The organism is Trinickia sp. Z7 (assembly GCF_056498045.1).
The window spans coordinates 103,435-119,954 of record NZ_JAUEQW010000014.1 but is presented as its reverse complement, the minus strand read 5'-3'; the positions used below and the strand labels follow the sequence as shown (position 1 = coordinate 119,954).

Sequence of the window (16,520 nt, the reverse complement as noted above, 5' to 3'; positions counted from 1 at the left end):
AAGTTTGCCCTCTCTGGTTAACGTGACGGTCTTTTTTCGTAAAACTGAATTGGCTCGGGTTCCCGGGATAGCGGCGCTTGCGCACCAAGGAAGCTCACGGGCTCTTCCTGCCACTCGCGATCGAGCGCTTCTCTGTCGATCTCTCGCGTGGTGATGGCATCGCTCGAGGCCGCATTCGCGTTGGCCAGCGGCGGCTCGCCGGCAAGCGGCAACAATGCGGCAACGGCTGCGAAGTACGGTGTTCCGCGCTCGGCCAGTCTGGTCGCGATCTGTCGATTGATATCGGCAATTTCGCCAAGCAGGGCGTGCGCTTGCGCGGGTGTTTCGTGGGCAAGGAACTCGAGGAACACTGGCAAGTAGTCGGGTAATTCGCCAGCACCAAGATACAGGCCCTTCGCTTCGTACATGGCGAGCAGATCCACCATCGCCTGTCCGCGGTCGCGCGATTCGCCATGCACGTGTTCAAACAGATAGAGGGAAGTTGCCCGGCCGCGGTCGAAAACTTCCACGTAGTCTTCCTGTAGATCCAGCAACGGCCGAGCGGACAGCCGGTCAACCAGGTCGATCAAGGTTGAGCGTGTGTCCGACGGCAAGCTGGGGTGCGCCGCCAGCGCGGCGCGGATCTCGTCGAGCGCCGCGATCAGTGTTTGATCGGGATAGTCCAACAGCGCGCTCAACATGCTGAAAATCAGACCGTTGTCTTCCATTTATTCACCTGCCGCGCGAATCGGAATGGTCTTGCGCGTCTTGTTAATGCCTTTGCGTCCACCGAACAAGCTGGTTTCCGTGGTGCCGTCGGAACACCCGTTACCGAACGAGAAGCCGCACGATGCGCGAAGGTCGAAGGCGTCTTCCGCATATTCGCGGTGAGCAGTCGGGATCACGAATCGATCTTCGTAATTGGCGATTGCCAGATATCGGTACATCTCGTCCACTTGTGCGCTGCTCAGATCGACTTCACTGAGCACTTCCGGGCTCTCGCGACGTTCGACATGACGCTCGCGCATAAACGCGCGCATCGCCAGCATTCGCTTGAGGGCAAGCCGAACCGGCGCTTCGCGACCGGCTGTGAGCAGATTCGCCAGATAACGCAGAGGGATGCGAAGCGAATCGACGTCGGGCAGCAAACCCTTCATGCCGAGCCGGCCGTCGTTGGTAGCCGAGTTGATCGGCGACAGCGGCGGGACGTACCAGACCATCGGCAACGTGCGGTATTCCGGGTGCAGCGGAAAAGCGATTTTCCACTCCATCGCCATCTTGTACACCGGTGAGCGGCGTGCCGCATCGAGCCAGTTCTCCGGCACGCCGTCGCGAGCCGCCTGTTCACGCACGGCCGGGTCGTCCGGATCCAGGAAGATCGACAGTTGCGCTTCGTACAGATCCTGCGGGTCCTTGACCGATGCGGCTTCCTCGATTCGGTCCGCGTCGTACAGCAGAACGCCGAGATAGCGTATGCGGCCGACGCAGGTTTCCGAGCATACGGTCGGCTGGCCCGCCTCGATTCGCGGATAGCAGAAAATGCACTTCTCCGATTTGCCGCTTTGCCAGTTGTAATAGATCTTCTTGTAAGGACACCCGGACACGCACATCCGCCAGCCTCGGCACTTGTCCTGGTCGATCAGAACGATGCCGTCTTCCTCTCGCTTGTAGATCGCGCCGGAGGGGCACGAGGCTACGCACGCGGGATTCAAGCAGTGCTCGCAGAGTCGCGGCAGGTACATCATGAAGGTGTTCTCGAACTCCCCATAGATGTCGGTCTGCACCTGATCGAAGTTGTAGTCCTGCTTGCGCTTTTCGAACTCTCCTCCGAGAATTTCTTCCCAGTTCGGACCCCACTGGATTTTTTCCAGACGCTCGCCGGTGATCAGCGAGCGCGGCCGCGCGACTGGCCCGACCTTGACGTCGGGCGCATCGTGCAGATGCGCGTAATCAAAGGTGAAAGGCTCATAATAGTCGTCGATCTCCGGCAGGTTCGGGTTGCCGAAGATATTGGCGAGCACACGCCACTTGCTACCGGCACGAAGCTCGATTTTGCCGTTCGTCTTGCGCTTCCAGCCGCCATTCCAGCGATCCTGGTTTTCCCAGTCCTTCGGATAACCGATGCCGGGCTTCGTTTCGACATTGTTGAACCACGCATACTCCATTCCCTCGCGAGAGGTCCAAACGTTCTTGCAGGTGACGGAGCAGGTATGGCAGCCGATGCATTTATCCAGATTCATCACCATGCCGATCTGCGCGCGGATTTTCATCGTTTTTCTCCCGACTCATCATTGGCCGTCGCAAGCGTCGGTGCGCCGTGAGCGAGTGTGTGTTGATGACGCGCGGCTTCCGCCGCCGACAGAATTGACGCCGGCGTCGACTCGTCCTTCCAGTCGATGGTTTTCATTTTGCGCACGATCACGAATTCGTCGCGATTGGAGCCCACGGTGCCGTAATAATTGAAACCGTACGAGAGCTGCGCATAGCCACCGATCATGTGGGTCGGTTTTGGCATGACGCGCGTGACCGAATTGTGAATGCCACGGACACCGGAGACTTCGGTGCCCGGCGTGTTGATGATCTTCTCCTGCGCGTGATACATCATCACCGCACCGACGGGAATGCGCTGGCTGACCACGGCACGCGCAGCCAATGCACCATTCACGTTGAACGCCTCGATCCAGTCGTTATCGACCACCCCAATCTTTTTGGCATCGATCTCGGAGATCCAGACGATCGGCCCGCCGCGCGAGAGCGTGAGCATCAACAGATTGTCTGTGTAGGTGCTGTGAATGCCCCATTTCTGATGCGGGGTCAGGAAATTCAGTTCGATCTCGGCGTTTCCGTTCGAGCGGCTGCCGGCCATGTCGGTTGTGCTGCGGGTGTCGATCGGCGGTTTATAGACGCACAGCGACTCACCGAAGTCGCGCATCCACGCGTGGTCCTGATACAGCTGTTGGCGTCCGGACAGGGTGCGCCAGGGAATCAGCTCATGCACGTTCGTGTAGCTTGCACTGTACGAGACGTGTTCGGATTCGATCCCGCTCCAGGTCGGCGATGAGATGATCTTGCGCGGCTGCGCTTGAATATCGCGGAACCGGATTTTTTCATCCTCGCGTGCGCGCGAGAGATGGGTGTGATCGGAGCCGGTGAGCGCCGACAAGGCTTGCCATGCTTTGAATGCGACAGCGCCGTTGGTTTCCGGGGCCAGCGACAGAATCACTTCGGCCGCATCGATCGCCGAAAGAATCTGCGGCCGCCCATGTGAAACGCCCGCATCGGCAACCGGATAATTCAGCGCTCGAAGCTGGTCGATTTCCTCGCCGGTTTCCCACGTAATGCCTTTACCCCCGTTGCCGAGCGAGTCGAGCAGCGGTCCGAGGGAGGTGAACTTGCGATATGTATTCGGATAGTCTCGCTCGACGACCGAAATGCTTCCCATCGTTTTTCCAGGAATCGGATCGCACTCGTCGTGACCCCAGTCTGCAATGCCGTCGCCTTGCGCGATTTCGCCGGCGCTGTCATGTTGGAGCGCCGACATCACGACGTCGCGTTCGACGCCCAAATGGCCTTCAGCCAGTTCCGAGAACTTTCGCGCAATGCCTTTATAGATCTCCCAATCGCTTCTGGATTGCCACGCCGGATCAACGGCAGCCGAAAGCGGATGGATGAACGGATGCATGTCGGACGTGTTCATATCGTCCTTTTCGTACCAGGTGGCGGTGGGCAGCACGATGTCCGAATAGAGGCACGTGGTGGACATTCGGAAGTCGAGCGTGACGACCAGGTCGAGCTTGCCCTCGGGCGCCTGCTCGTGCCATTTCACCTCTTTGGGCAGAATGCCGGCGCTTGCGCCCAGATCTTTTCCCTGCACGCCATGCTCGGTACCGAGCAAATGCTTGAGGAAGTACTCATGTCCCTTGCCCGACGATCCGAGCAGGTTCGAGCGCCACACAAACAGGTTTCTCGGAAAATTTTCCTCTGCGTCTGGGTCGATGCACGACATCTGAAGCGAGCGGTCCTTGAGACCCTGCGCAACATATGCGGCAGTGTCCGAGCCGGCCGATGCCCGGCCGATTTCGAGCGGATTGGTTTTGAACTGCGGCGCGGACGGCAACCAACCCATCCGCTCGGCCCGGACGTTGTAGTCGATCGGGCTGTCGGCGAATCCGCTACCCTCGGCGAGCGGCGATAGCAGTTCGGTGACTTTCATCGTCTCATAGCGCCATTGATCGGTATGCGCATAGAAAAACGACGTGCCATTCATGACGCGTGCCGGCCTGTTCCAATCCGTCGCGAATGCCAGCGGCAGCCAGCCGGTTTGCGGCCGGAGTTTTTCCTGGCCGACGTAGTGGGACCATCCGCCGCCGGATTTGCCGATGCAGCCGCACATGACGAGCAGATTGATGATCGACCGGTAACTCATGTCCATATTGAACCAATGGTTCAAGCCGGCGCCGACGATCACCATCGATTTGCCTTCGGACTTTTGGGCGTTATCGGCGAATTCGCGCGCAACGGCGATGACTTCATGCCGCTTGACGCCCGTAATCCTCTCTTGCCACGCGGGCGTGTACGGTACGTCATCGTCGAAACTGGCTGCGACGTTCGGGCCGCCGAGCCCTTGGTCCACGCCATAGTTGGCAATGAACAGGTCGTAGACCGTGGCAACGAGAATTTCGCCTGCGCGGGTGGCGATTTTGCGCACCCCGATGCGACGCGGCAATACGCTGGCATGGCCGGTATGCGCGAAGTGAGTATGTTCGACGTTGCCGAAGTAAGGGAAGGCGACCTCGATCGTCTCATCGTGCTTCTCCACGAACGACATGGCTGGTCGTATCGCGTTGCCGTGGGCATCCTCCTCTTTCAGATTCCATTTGCCGGCGTCGCCGCCTTCCTTTTGCCCCCACCGAAAGCCGATTGATCCGATTGGCGTCACGAGCCTGCCGCTCAATTCGTCGAACGCCACGGTTTTCCAGGCGGCGTTGTTCCCCTGACCGGACGGATCATCGAGTTCGTCCGCTCTCAAGAGTCTTTCGGGCACGTAGTGCTCGCCCTGTCTGACGATCCGCACGAGCAGCGGCATGTCCGTATAACGCCGGCAGTAGTCCGCGAAATATTCGCTCTTGCCTTCGACGTGAAACTCTTTGAGCACGACGTGACCCATCGCCAGACCGAGCGCCGCATCAGTGCCTTGCTTGGGGTGCAGCCAGATGTCGCCGAACTTCGCGCCTTCGGCATAATCGGGAAAGATCGATACGACCTTTGTGCCGCGATAGCGCACCTCGGTCATGAAGTGAGCATCGGGGGTGCGTGTTTGAGGTACGTTCGACCCCCACAACATAATGAAAGTGGAGTTGTACCAGTCGGCCGATTCCGGAACGTCCGTTTGTTCGCCCCATGTTTGTGGGGAAGCGGGCGGCAGGTCGCAGTACCAGTCGTAGAAACTCAGGCTGACGCCGCCGATCAATGACAGATAGCGGCTACCTGCTGCATAGGACACCATCGACATTGCGGGTATCGGTGAGAACCCGATGATCCGGTCCGGGCCGTGTCGTTTGATGGTGTGGATGTTTGCGGCGGCAATGATCTCGTTGACTTCATCCCAACTGGAGCGAACGAAGCCACCGAGTCCGCGCCGGCGCATATACGAGGCGCGTGCTTCCCGGTCATCCATGATCGCGCTCCACGCTTGCACCGGGGCGAGCGTTAGGCGCTTTTCGCGCCACTGCCTCGCCAGTGCGCTGCGAATCAGCGGATATTTAAGGCGATTTGCGCTATAGAGATACCACGAATAGGACGCGCCGCGAGCGCAGCCACGGGGCTCGTGATTCGGCATATCGGGACGGGTGCGAGGGTAATCGGTCTGTTGGGTTTCCCATGTGACGATCCCGCTCTTGACATAAATCTTCCACGAACATGAGCCGGTGCAGTTGACGCCGTGAGTCGAGCGCGCAATCTTGTCGTGCTGCCATCGTTGCCGATACGCGTCCTCCCATCCACGGTCTTCATGGGTTGTCATCCCATGGCCTTCGGAGAACGTTGGCCTCGACGTGGAAAAGTATTTCAGGCGGTCGGCAAAATGGCTCATCTGATCGACTCCCTCGCACTCGATGCAGGGAGTCTACGCTTCTTGTCCGAACTTGTGCACGTGTCGATTTGCTCGACAGCACGGGCAAAATATTGCGTTTGAAAGCCCGCCGAGGGGAACTCTCAATCGAAAAAAATCATTTCCGCCACGGCGCTGGGTTGAGGGCTGCTTTTGCGGCTTCCAAAAACACGCGCTGACGAATCGTCAGGCCCTGGCGCGTGGGCGTGAGGGCGATTACCGGTGCAGGTTCGAGGCGCCATGTCGGCAACACGCGCCTCAGCACCCCTTGTTTGATCAGCCGCGCGCAATCCCATTCCGATCGCGCGACAACGCCGAGGCCGTCGACCGCCCAGTCTCTGACCACGGTGCCGTCGTTGGAAGACAAAGCGCTGTTCAACCGAACCGTTACGGCTTTGCTTACGCGTTTGCCCGCGGCATCGTGTTGAGTGAAACGCAGACGGCTCACGTCATCATCGTTTTCTCGCAAGGTCACGTACGGGTGCCGAGTGAGTTCGGACGGATGCTTGAGCTTCGCCAGGCTGCGCGCCAAGGCCGGACTCGCACAAAGGAAGCGGTCGTTGTGCGCCAGAAAATGTCCCACCCAGGAGGACCCCTTGATGTGACCGATAGAAATCGCCACGTCTGCGCCCGCCACGGCAGCGAGGGGACTTTCGACCAAGATGAGCGAAATCGCTAGATTCGGATGCGACCGGTGCAGGTCCCGAATCAGCGGCGCAACGTATTCGCGGCCGAACCCGAACGGGGCCACGACGCGCAAATGGCCGCTTACGCCACTCGACTCCCCGGAGATGCGCGACGCAATGGACTCGATTCGCTCGAGGATATCGATCGCTTCCTGAACCAGGCGCTGGCCCTCGTCAGTGAGGGAAATCCCTCGAGCCGCACGCGTGGCAAGACGTACCCCAACACGCTCTTCGATGCGCTGAAGCCGGACCGTGACTGCGGGCGGGGTTAGATCCAATAGTCTTGCGGCAGCCGCAAGCGATTGTGATCCGCCGAGCGCACGCAGCAGCTGCATGTCTTCCAACTGAAGCATTAAGGCCTCGTTAACGATGGATTCATTAGATATTAAACACGACATAGACATTATTTCCTATAGTCGGTTGCGTGAGCTTCACCCCCTTTCTACTTAAAGTGGTCTTCGTGGATCAGCATGAACACGGTGCGCAGTATCCCCAGACGGTGAATCCCGCAGGACTGGCGACGCCGGGTGGTCACTACAGTCACGTTTCGATTGCCAATGGGATGATTTTTGTGTCGGGTCAACTTCCGATCGACGCGTGCGGACGAAAACTCACGGACTGTCCGTTTGAAGTCCAGGCCGAGCAGGTGTTGGCCAATCTGGCTTCCGCGCTTGCCGGTGCGGGGAGCGACGTCACGAAACTGGTTCAGGTCCGTGCCTATATCGTCGATGTCGGGCATTGGGCGAGTTTCAATGAGATCTATGCGCGTTGGGCTGCAGATGCGAGACCCTCTCGCACCGTGGTCCCGGTTCCCGCGCTGCACTTCGGTTTAAAGATTGAGGTGGAAGCGGTGGCAGTGGTGTAGCCAGCTCGAGTGTCGATGGTGCCAGGGAACACCGGTCCGCCAGCTTTGGAGTGTGTGATGCATTTCAGTTCTTATTGGCTGGATACGTCCGAGCCATTCGTTAGCGTTTCACCTGACATGCACGGCGGAAGTTGCGACGTGGTCGTGGTGGGTGGGGGGATCACAGGCGCGGCGGCTGCATTGGCGCTGGCAAAGAAAGGCGCGCGCGTCATGGTCTGCGAGGCAGGAACCGTGGGGCAGGCGGCGTCGGGCCGCAACGGTGGCATGTGTAACAACGGCTTCGCGCAGGATTATGCTTCGCTGTCGCAGCGAATCGGCACGGAATTGGCCAACCGGCTGTATCTTGCGTTCGACGCGGGTGTCGACACGGTCGAGCGGCTGGTCAGGGAAGAGTCGATCGATTGCGATTTCGTTCGCAGGGGAAAGCTCAAGCTCGCGGCGAAGCCCGACCATTTCGATAAGCTTGCGCGAAGCCAGGCGTTGCTTGCCGCGAGTGTGGATCCTGATACGCGCCTTGTGACGAAGGCAGAGCTTCGTGATGAGATCGGCTCGGACCGTTATCACGGCGGATTGATCTTTAAGAAGAGTGCCGGGATGCACGTCGGTCGCTATGTGCGTGGTCTCGCGAAAGCTGCGCAAGCACGTGGCGCGCATATTCTGGAGCACGTGCCGGTCCTGGGATTACAGCGGGAATCACGCGGCGTCTATGTGGTGCGAACGCCGCGTGGAGAGATCCGCGCACCGCAGGTGCTTCTGGCGAGCGGCATCTCGCAGGTGGGACCGTTCGGCTGGATTCGGCGCAGAATCGTGCCGGTTGGGGCTTTCATCATCGTCACCGAGCCTTTGCCGTTGGAACTGCTCGACCAGTTGCTGCCGACGCGCCGGATGGCCACCGACACCAAAAACTTCGTCAATTTCTTTCGTGTCACGCCCGACAATCGGATGCTTTTTGGGGGGCGTGCGCGTTTCGCGACGTCGAACCCCCGTTCGGACGAAAAAAGCGGGCTGATTTTGCGACAGCAGATGGCCACTGTGTTTCCCGAATTGGCCAACGTGCGCATCGACTATTGCTGGGGCGGCATGGTCGATATGACGGCCAACCGCCTGCCGCGCGCGGGCCAGCGAGACGGCGTGCACTACTCGATGGGCTATAGCGGCCACGGCACGCACATGGCCACCCTGATGGGCACATTGATGGCGGAGATCATGGACGGGCGTGCCGATCTCAACCCGTGGAAAGACTTCGACTGGCCCGCTATCCCCGGCCACTTCGGCAAGCCATGGTTTTTGCCGTTCGTGGGCGCATGGTACCGACTCAAGGACACGCTGCAATGACTTCACCTGTTCATCGCTTGATGCAAGCGGGAAGGCTGGATCGGTTCTTTATCGACGGCGAATGGGTCGCCCCCGAGGGCGCCGATCGAATCGCCGTCGTCTCTCCTTCAACTGAAGCCTCGCTCTGCGAGATCGCGCTCGGCAACGAACGCGACGCCGAGCGAGCGATTCGCGCCGCGAGCAGGGCTTTCGTGGGTTGGTCGAGAACGTCGCCGCAAGAGCGTGCGGCCTTGCTCGACCGCGTTCATACCTTGATGCTCGAGCGGGCCGAACTCATCGCCGTGGCGCTGGCGACGGAAATGGGCGCCCCCATCGCCTACGCACGGGCTGCTCACGTGCCGCTTGCGGCGGAACATATTCGAGTCGCGCGCGACAATCTGACGAGCTACGCATTTCGGACTCAGCGGGGCACGACTGCGATCGTGCGCGAGCCGATCGGCGTGTGTGCGCTCATTACGCCCTGGAACTGGCCCATCTATCAGATCACGGCGAAGGTAGGGCCGGCCCTTGCGGCCGGCTGCACGGTGGTGCTGAAACCTAGCGAGCTCTCGCCGCTCAGTGCCTTGCTGTTTGCGGATGTAATTGCCGATGCGGGCATTCCCGCAGGCGTATTCAACCTCGTGAGCGGCACGGGCGCGGAGGTCGGGACGGCACTTGCGTCGCACCCGCAAGTCGATATGGTGTCGATCACCGGTTCGACGCGCGCCGGCGTGCTGGTCGCGCAAGCGGCTGCGCCAACGGTTAAGCGCGTCGCGCAGGAGCTAGGCGGCAAATCCCCCAACGTCGTGCTGCCCGATGCCGATTTGTCCCGGGCCGTTTCGTTCGGCGTTGCCGCCGCGTTCCGGAACATGGGCCAGTCGTGCAGCGCGCCGACGCGCATGATCGTACCGCGCAGCCTCCTGGGGCAGGTCGAAGCGCTGGCCGTCGCCGCAACGGAGCAGATGATCGTTGGCGATCCATTCGACGAACGTACGACGCATGGCCCGTTGGCGAATCGTGCGCAGTATCGTCGGGTGCAGGAGATGATCGAGGCCGGCATCGACGAGCGAGCAAAGTTGATCGTGGGCGGGCCCGGAAGGCCAGCGGGATTCAGCAACGGTTTCTATGCACGGCCGACCATTTTTTCCGCCGTCCGCACCGAGATGAGGATCGCTCAGGAGGAAATCTTCGGCCCGGTTCTCGCCATTCTGCCTTACGACTCCGTCGAGGAAGCCATCGCCATCGCGAACGATACGGTTTATGGCCTCGGTGCGCATGTTCAAGGCGCGGATAAGACGCTCGCGCGTGCTGTTGCCGCGCGCATCCAGTCGGGCCAGGTTCATCTGAATTATCCGGCCTGGGATCCGCAGGCACCGTTCGGCGGGTACAAGCAGTCGGGGAATGGCCGAGAGTATGGGGTGGAGGGAATGGAAGAATACATGGAGGTGAAGTCGATCCTCGGCTTCTACGATTGAAGCAGTCGCCGCGTATGACGCGGCAATGCTGAGAATTTGACGTTCCGAACGGCGTGCGGCCCCTCTCTAAAAATCCGCGACCTTGCCCCATGCAGAGTGGGCGAATCGGCCAGGACGATACGGAGCGGGGTCTACGATCGGGTTCGCACCGGTGGCGAGATCCGCGACCAAGTGACCCGCGCCGGGCCCGATGCCGAAACCGTGGCCGGAAAAGCCCGCAGCCAGGATCAATCCGGGCACGCCGGGCACCTCGCCGACACCCGGAACGCCGTCGGGCGTGCTGTCGACGAAACCGGCCCACGCGTGCGTGATTTTCGCTTCGCGAAGTTCGGGCAGCAGCTCGACGGCGCGGCGCAGGGTTTCGGTAATCGTCGGCTGATCGGGCTTCGGATCGAGAATCCGCACCCGCTCCATCGGAGTCGGCGCATCGAGCCGCCACCGCTTCAGCGTTTCATGGCCGCCGCGAACGCCTTCCAGGCCGCCCGGAAGAAGACTGCGCCAGCGCTTGGCGAACATGGGCAGGAAATGCGGAGCGAACCGCAGGAATTGGGGTGTCACATCTACGCGCGCCCGCCCGCTGATGGCCAGCGCGTAGCGTCCGTCGTTGCGGCGAGTGATGGACACGCCGGACGTGAATAGCGCGTCCGGCAAGCGATGTTCCACAGGAGACACACTCAGAATCGATTGGCGGATCGAGGCTTGAGGAAAACGGATGCCGAGCTGACGGCAGAACGCGGACGCCCATGCGCCACCCGCGAGCACGACGGTCCGGGTCTTGATGACCCCGGCTTCCGTGACGACGCCGCAGACCCGTCCTCCCTCGAGTTCGATGCCGCGCGCCGCGCAGTTTTGGATGACGCTGCCGCCGAGCTTCATGAGTGCAGTTGCCACGGCCGGCGCGGCCTTCGCGGGGTCCGCCGTGCCGTCGCTGGGCGAGAACACGCCGCCTTTCCAGGCCCGGCCGGTCGCCTTCCCTCGCTCGGCGGCTTGACGGCTATCGAGCATGTAGGTTGTGACGCCTGCGGTCTTTGCGAACTCGCCCCAACTGGCCCACTGGGATAGCTCGGCGTCGTCGTTGCTGAGATACAGCAGCCCGCAGCGACGGAAACCCGTGTCTTCGCCGGATTCGACGGCAAATCGTTCCCACAGATCGAGGCTCTTGCTTGCCATCGGCAATTCGCGCGCGTCGCGGTTTTGCTGCCGGCACCAGCCCCAGTTGCGGCTCGACTGCTCGGCGCCGATCCGCCCTTTCTCGACCAGGGCGACTGAAACGCCACGCTGGGCCATGTAGTAGGCGGCAAAGACGCCGATGATGCCGCCTCCGATCACGACCACGTCGGCGGCGGCAGGCAACGTGGGCGAAGTTTGAATCTGAATCAGCGGAGGGGACATGATCAATCTCGTACGGTTTGCGTAACGTAAAACTTCGCCACTCGATCGCTGCTTTCCCAGCCGATCGCCGCACCCTTGGGCACGAAGAGCGCGTCGCCGGCGCCGAGCGAGAGCACGCTGCCGTCAGGCGCGCCGAACCGCGCGCTACCTGCCAGAAGATGCATGAGCTCGTTCGCGCGATGCGGGCGAACGATGCGATGGTAGGGCGTCGAGTCCCACGTACCCGAGTGAAACTCCGTACCGTCATCGGTGAAGACATCGTGCAAGCACCGATGGCAAGGCCGGTAGATGAAATTTAAGCGGGAACGACTTCGCGACTGCACTGAATTGATTGGTCTTAAAGACAAATTTTCACGCGTTTTTGTGGGGGTTGGCGGCAGTTTATGCCGTGTCGAATGGTGCGATGCGTGAGGCCGTGACCACCGCATCTCGTGACGCGCGCCGAGTCGAGCGGATTGGGTCGCTTTACCAGCCATAGAAGCGCGGCCAGGTTTCGACGCTACCGTCGGGACTGAGCGCCTGATAGGCCGGGTGTTGCGCGCCAGTCGCACATGCATGGTTGGGCAGGATGCGCAGGCGCGTCCCAATGGGAAACCGCTGCTCGATCTCGCGATCTGGTGTGCCGGATCGAGACACGATGCCGTGCTCCTGGTTCGCGCTGCTCATCAGATACTCGCCCAGCACCTCCCCGCTTTCGAGGCAGACGAGCCCGTAACCAAAATCGCGTTTTTGACGCTGGGTGCCGCGATCGCGGCTCATTGCCATCCAGCCTGCATCGACGATGGCCCAGCCTTTCTCACTCTGGTGGCCGATTACCGTAGTCAATACGCTCAACGCAATCTCGGACGTGTCGTTGACGCCGACGTTGTGCATGACGAGATCGAACATGACGTAGACGCCCGCGCGAACTTCGGTCACGCCTTCCAGATGTTCGGCGGCCAGTGCTGTCGGTGTCGATCCGATGCTGACGACGTCGCATTGCAGGCCAGCCGCCCGAATGCGCTCGGCGGCGCGCACGCAGCCCGAACGTTCCTGTTCGGCGATGCGTACGAGTTCCTCGTGGGTATCGTAGTCGTAGCTGGAGCCTGCATGGGCCAATACGCCGCCGAGATGCATGCCGCCGTTGGAAAGGGCCGTTGCCACGGCTAGCAGCGTGTCGTCGCCGGGCGCGATGCCAGAACGATGGCCATCCACGTCGATCTCGATCCAGACCTCGAAGCGTTCATTGTGTTCCCGGCCGAAAGCGACGATGGCCTCGGCGCATGTGACGCTATCGGCAACGATCTTCAGGTCGCAGCCTTGCCGGCGCAACGTGAGTGCCCGCGAGAGTTTCGGCGGGGCCATGCCCACCGCGTAGACGATGTCGCGGATCCCGCTTGCGAAAAAATGTTCGGCTTCTTTGAGTGTGGACACGGTGATGCCGCGTGCGCCGGCTTTCATTTGCGCCCTGACTATCTGCTCGCATTTTGTTGTCTTGACGTGCGGCCTGAAACTCACGCCGAGCGCGTTCATGCGTTGTTGCATCCGCTCGATGTTGCGGTTCATGAGTGCGACATCGATCAAGGCTGCTGGCGTGTTCAACGACTCAAAAGTCATCTATGGCTCCTCGCAATTCATCGCGCGATCGGCGGCGGGTGCCGACGTCGCGCGTGCGGAGAGACCACTATAGGAGTTCATCGAGAACTTGTGCTTAACGTCGAATAAAGCTGACGTTAAGTCAGATTGAATGCTGGTTCGCCCAGGGCGACGGTAGACGCTACGGCAGCCGGCGGGTCTTTAACGTCGGCGTCGGCTGCCCGGGCGAGACCGCGAAGTTCAATCGGCGAAGAACTGCCGATCAGCGAACGACGCTCATTAGGGATTCACGATCTGCTGCAGATAGTTGGTAATGATCGATTGCGTGAACCCGCACATCTGATCCACCTCCCCGACGCCTTGTGACGAACTGACATACGCCCGGCCATAGCTATCGGTGTGGCCCGCCACCATCTGCGCCATGTCTTCGCCGAACACCGTCGCGCTGACGATCACGCCGGGCTGGTTGTATGCCCATTGCTGTTGATAGCTTCCATCGAGGCCGATTTGAGTCTGCGGCACGAAGAGTTGCGTGTAGTACTGCTGCTTCGTGAAAGGGCCGGCCCAACCGCCTGACGTCACGCCGAAACCGTCGTCGGAGAACAGGTTGTAGACGAGCGAAGTGGGCGGAAACGAGGGATTGCCGCTCGTGAGGGTCTGCATCCACCATTCGTTGAGCGTCACGTAATCGCCCACTTGCTGTGCGCCGTTGTACCACACGGATAGATCGTCGTCCCGATCGGCGACGTATTGCGAACAATCTCCGCCGGGCCCTGTCACCGATGCAATCGTCCCATCCCACCATTGCTTATCGGGCGCGCGATTCGGATAGGTACGCGACTGGATTCCATAAAGCTGCGAGCTGATCTGGATCTTGAGATTGTCCGTATAGCTCTTGACGAGCTGTTGCGACAACAGCGCCCAGTACTCGTCACCGTTGACGACCGTCTGCGGCGTATAGGCCAGCATACCGAGCGCCACGCTGCGTCCGGAGAGCGGATCGGCGTACGGTGATTGCCAGAGGTTCTGTAGATCGTCTCCGCTCGCTTGTTGGAGATTGTCGTGCATCTGCGTGACGTAATCGATCGTCGCGTTGGTCGCATCGACGAGCATGTTTTGATATTGCTCGAGCGAGAACGTCCCGCCGCTGCTCTTGGTAGCGTCGATCGCCACCTGTACCCCGGTCGACACGAGTGCAGCCAGTACGCCGCCCACGCCCGGGATGGCGTTGAGGCAGGCCTGCACGGCGCCGAACAAGCAGTCGACGAGGATCTGCATGGTCGGATCGGCGATCGGCGCGGCGGTGAAATCGACGAATACGCCCGCCGTCAACGACGATGCAACGTTCTCGCAGTTTTGCAGTGCCAGATACGTCTGGTGCAGGACCGCGACTACCGTATCGACGTTATCCGGGCTCGCCTCCGGCAACGGCCCAAGATCGTATTCGGGAATGCCGATCAGCCCGCGCGTGGTGGCCCATTCCCATGTCGGCCAGCCTGCCGCGTACCCGAGGTTCTGCGCAACACGCATCACGGCGTTGGCCCACACGGCGGGGTCCGTGAGATCGACGAGCTTCGCCGGCTGCCCCAGTGAGAAATACAGCTGCGTGTTCGGCGCGTCATAGAAGGACAGCGGCGGATAGCTCTGCGTGAAGACGAGGGCCGATGCATTGACGCCGTCGCTGACGTAGGTCGGAATGGCGAGTTGATTCGCGCCGTTCGCTTGCGCGGTTGCCCAACGCATGATGGCTTGCCCGCAGGCTTGGGGATTGTTCGAGTCGTATCCGGGCAGGCTGGCGATCGGAATCTGCACGACGCTGAGCCCCGGACGGCTGACAAAGCAAATGACGCCCCACGTGCCGTCGCCGACCTCCCAAGTTGGAACGGCGCCCGCAAAACCTTGTGCTTGCGCCCACTGCATGACGGTGTAGACGGCGTATTGGCCCATCGGCACGGAGGCATTGGGCGGCGCATACGGTGCGAGATCGACGGTGCTGACGTCCTGCCATTGGACGAGCTGCGTGGCTTGTGAGGGAGGCGGGATTTCCCTGAAGGCGGAACGAAGGGCTTTCGATGCGGCGGTCACGATAGGTCTCCTACGCGAAACGTCGGTGAAGTTAGCCGCCGCGGATTTCACGGCGGCCGGGGGATGCGCCGGATGGCGCGAAATCGTTTTCTTTTTTTGCGACTGTTTCGTTCGGCTTTTTGTGCATTAACACAGCATGCGCGTGTTCGTTATTGCCAACGCCCGGTTTTTCGTTCTGCCGATGGATATATGGTGCGAAAGTCCTGTGCGCGCCAGGCGCATTGGGCGAGGTTATCGTCGGTAATTGAAGCAGGTATGCGTGGGGAATGCAATCTGCCTCACTCTGACGCATCGGTGATGCAGCGACGTGCCAATCAAGATTGGCCAATTGAACATTTAGTAATTTGGTGTTTAGTCGACGGGATTGCGGCATCGAATTAGCGCGCAAGAGCACCTCTGCGTTCATCTTCGAAGCCACGTCGCCGGATCTGGCGATAGAATGCGCCGATGACTACCTATGTTGCTCTCTTGCGAGCCGTGAACGTCGGCGGCACAGGCAAACTCCCTATGTCAGAACTGCGGGCGATGTGCGAGTCCCTTGGCTTTGCCAAGGTACGCACGTATATCGCAAGCGGCAACGTCGTCTTCGAAAGCAAGCTCTCTGAAACTTCGGTGAAGAGCAGGCTGGAGCGTTGCCTGGAGACACACACCGGCATGCAGGTAGGCGTTCTGATCCGAACCGGTGCGGAACTGGCCGCGGTTCTCGCGGAAAATCCTTTTCGGTCCGCTGCACCGAATCGGACAGTCGCTATATTCCTCGATGCGCCTCCGCCACCTGATACCCTCGCCGACGTGAGCGGCCAACAGACGGAAGAGATCGCGCTCGGAAAGCGGGAGATCTACGTGCATTATGGAGACGGAATGGCGAAATCGAAACTGAAGATTCGGGCCGCCAAGTCCGGAACCGCCCGCAACATGAACACAGTGGCAAAGCTTGCCGAGTGGGCGGCAGCGTAGATCGATCGTCCTCAGGTGTCGTCGTTCGTCGAGGGGCTCGTCACGCATCAAAACCCGTTAGGCCGCGTTCGACCAGCCGGCAT

12 protein-coding genes and 1 pseudogene are annotated in these 16,520 nt (G+C 60.6%); 4 read left to right on the top strand and 9 right to left on the bottom strand.

The features are described 5' to 3' along the window. Nucleotides 1–17 precede the first annotated feature (17 nt). The 4 genes from narJ to QQS38_RS21105 form a co-directional block, all read right to left on the bottom strand. Nucleotides 18–707 carry a nitrate reductase molybdenum cofactor assembly chaperone gene (gene narJ / locus QQS38_RS21120; RefSeq protein WP_479647307.1) on the bottom strand — a complete coding sequence of 230 codons (690 nt, stop codon included), beginning with the start codon at nt 705–707 and terminating at the stop codon, nt 18–20. Further along, on the bottom strand, nt 708–2,249 hold the full coding sequence (gene narH, locus QQS38_RS21115; RefSeq protein WP_479647306.1) for a nitrate reductase subunit beta: 1,542 nt from the start codon (nt 2,247–2,249) through the stop codon (nt 708–710). It lies immediately after the preceding gene. Further along, nucleotides 2,246–6,070 (bottom strand): nitrate reductase subunit alpha, encoded by a 3,825-nt coding sequence (locus QQS38_RS21110; RefSeq protein WP_479647305.1) that lies wholly within the window; start codon nt 6,068–6,070, stop codon nt 2,246–2,248. The genes narH and QQS38_RS21110 overlap by 4 nt, the downstream gene beginning before the upstream one ends. A 136-nt stretch (nt 6,071–6,206) precedes the next feature. Then, the gene (locus tag QQS38_RS21105) at nt 6,207–7,127 is read right to left on the bottom strand and encodes a LysR substrate-binding domain-containing protein (RefSeq protein ID WP_479647304.1); all 921 of its coding nucleotides are present in this window, start codon (nt 7,125–7,127) and stop codon (nt 6,207–6,209) included. 107 nt (nt 7,128–7,234) lie between these two features. On the opposite strand from QQS38_RS21105, the gene QQS38_RS21100 reads away from it, so the two are divergent. The 3 genes from QQS38_RS21100 to QQS38_RS21090 are packed head-to-tail and all read left to right on the top strand — an operon-like array spanning nt 7,235 to nt 10,428. Continuing rightward, nucleotides 7,235–7,639, top strand: coding sequence for a RidA family protein (locus QQS38_RS21100; RefSeq protein WP_479647322.1), 405 nt, complete (start codon nt 7,235–7,237; stop codon nt 7,637–7,639). A gap of 57 nt (nt 7,640–7,696) precedes the next feature. Continuing rightward, nucleotides 7,697–8,974, top strand: coding sequence for an NAD(P)/FAD-dependent oxidoreductase (locus tag QQS38_RS21095; RefSeq protein ID WP_479647303.1), 1,278 nt, complete (start codon nt 7,697–7,699; stop codon nt 8,972–8,974). Continuing rightward, the gene (locus QQS38_RS21090) at nt 8,971–10,428 is read left to right on the top strand and encodes an aldehyde dehydrogenase family protein (protein ID WP_479647302.1); all 1,458 of its coding nucleotides are present in this window, start codon (nt 8,971–8,973) and stop codon (nt 10,426–10,428) included. The genes QQS38_RS21095 and QQS38_RS21090 overlap by 4 nt, the downstream gene beginning before the upstream one ends. Before the next feature lie 66 nt (nt 10,429–10,494). On the opposite strand, the gene QQS38_RS21085 is transcribed toward QQS38_RS21090, so the two are convergent. The 5 genes and pseudogenes from QQS38_RS21085 to QQS38_RS21065 form a co-directional block, all read right to left on the bottom strand. After that, a complete protein-coding gene (locus tag QQS38_RS21085) occupies nt 10,495–11,820 on the bottom strand; it encodes an NAD(P)/FAD-dependent oxidoreductase (protein WP_479647301.1) in 1,326 nt (441 codons plus the stop codon). 2 nt (nt 11,821–11,822) lie between these two features. Continuing rightward, a pseudogene (locus QQS38_RS21080) lies at nt 11,823–12,083 on the bottom strand (cupin domain-containing protein); the annotation flags it as partial. A gap of 202 nt (nt 12,084–12,285) precedes the next feature. Continuing rightward, on the bottom strand, nt 12,286–13,416 hold the full coding sequence (locus tag QQS38_RS21075) for a DSD1 family PLP-dependent enzyme (RefSeq protein ID WP_479647300.1): 1,131 nt from the start codon (nt 13,414–13,416) through the stop codon (nt 12,286–12,288). Nucleotides 13,417–13,674: 258 nt separating this feature from the next. Next, nucleotides 13,675–15,480: a hypothetical protein gene (locus QQS38_RS21070; protein WP_479647299.1), complete on the bottom strand. Its 1,806-nt coding sequence runs from the start codon at nt 15,478–15,480 to the stop codon at nt 13,675–13,677. A gap of 31 nt (nt 15,481–15,511) precedes the next feature. Beyond that, nucleotides 15,512–15,886 (bottom strand): hypothetical protein, encoded by a 375-nt coding sequence (locus QQS38_RS21065; RefSeq protein WP_479647298.1) that lies wholly within the window; start codon nt 15,884–15,886, stop codon nt 15,512–15,514. Between the two features lie 41 nt (nt 15,887–15,927). Here QQS38_RS21065 and QQS38_RS21060 point away from each other — a divergent pair, with 41 nt between their 5' ends. Further along, the gene (locus QQS38_RS21060) at nt 15,928–16,437 is read left to right on the top strand and encodes a DUF1697 domain-containing protein (RefSeq protein WP_479647297.1); all 510 of its coding nucleotides are present in this window, start codon (nt 15,928–15,930) and stop codon (nt 16,435–16,437) included. Nucleotides 16,438–16,520 lie beyond the last annotated feature (83 nt).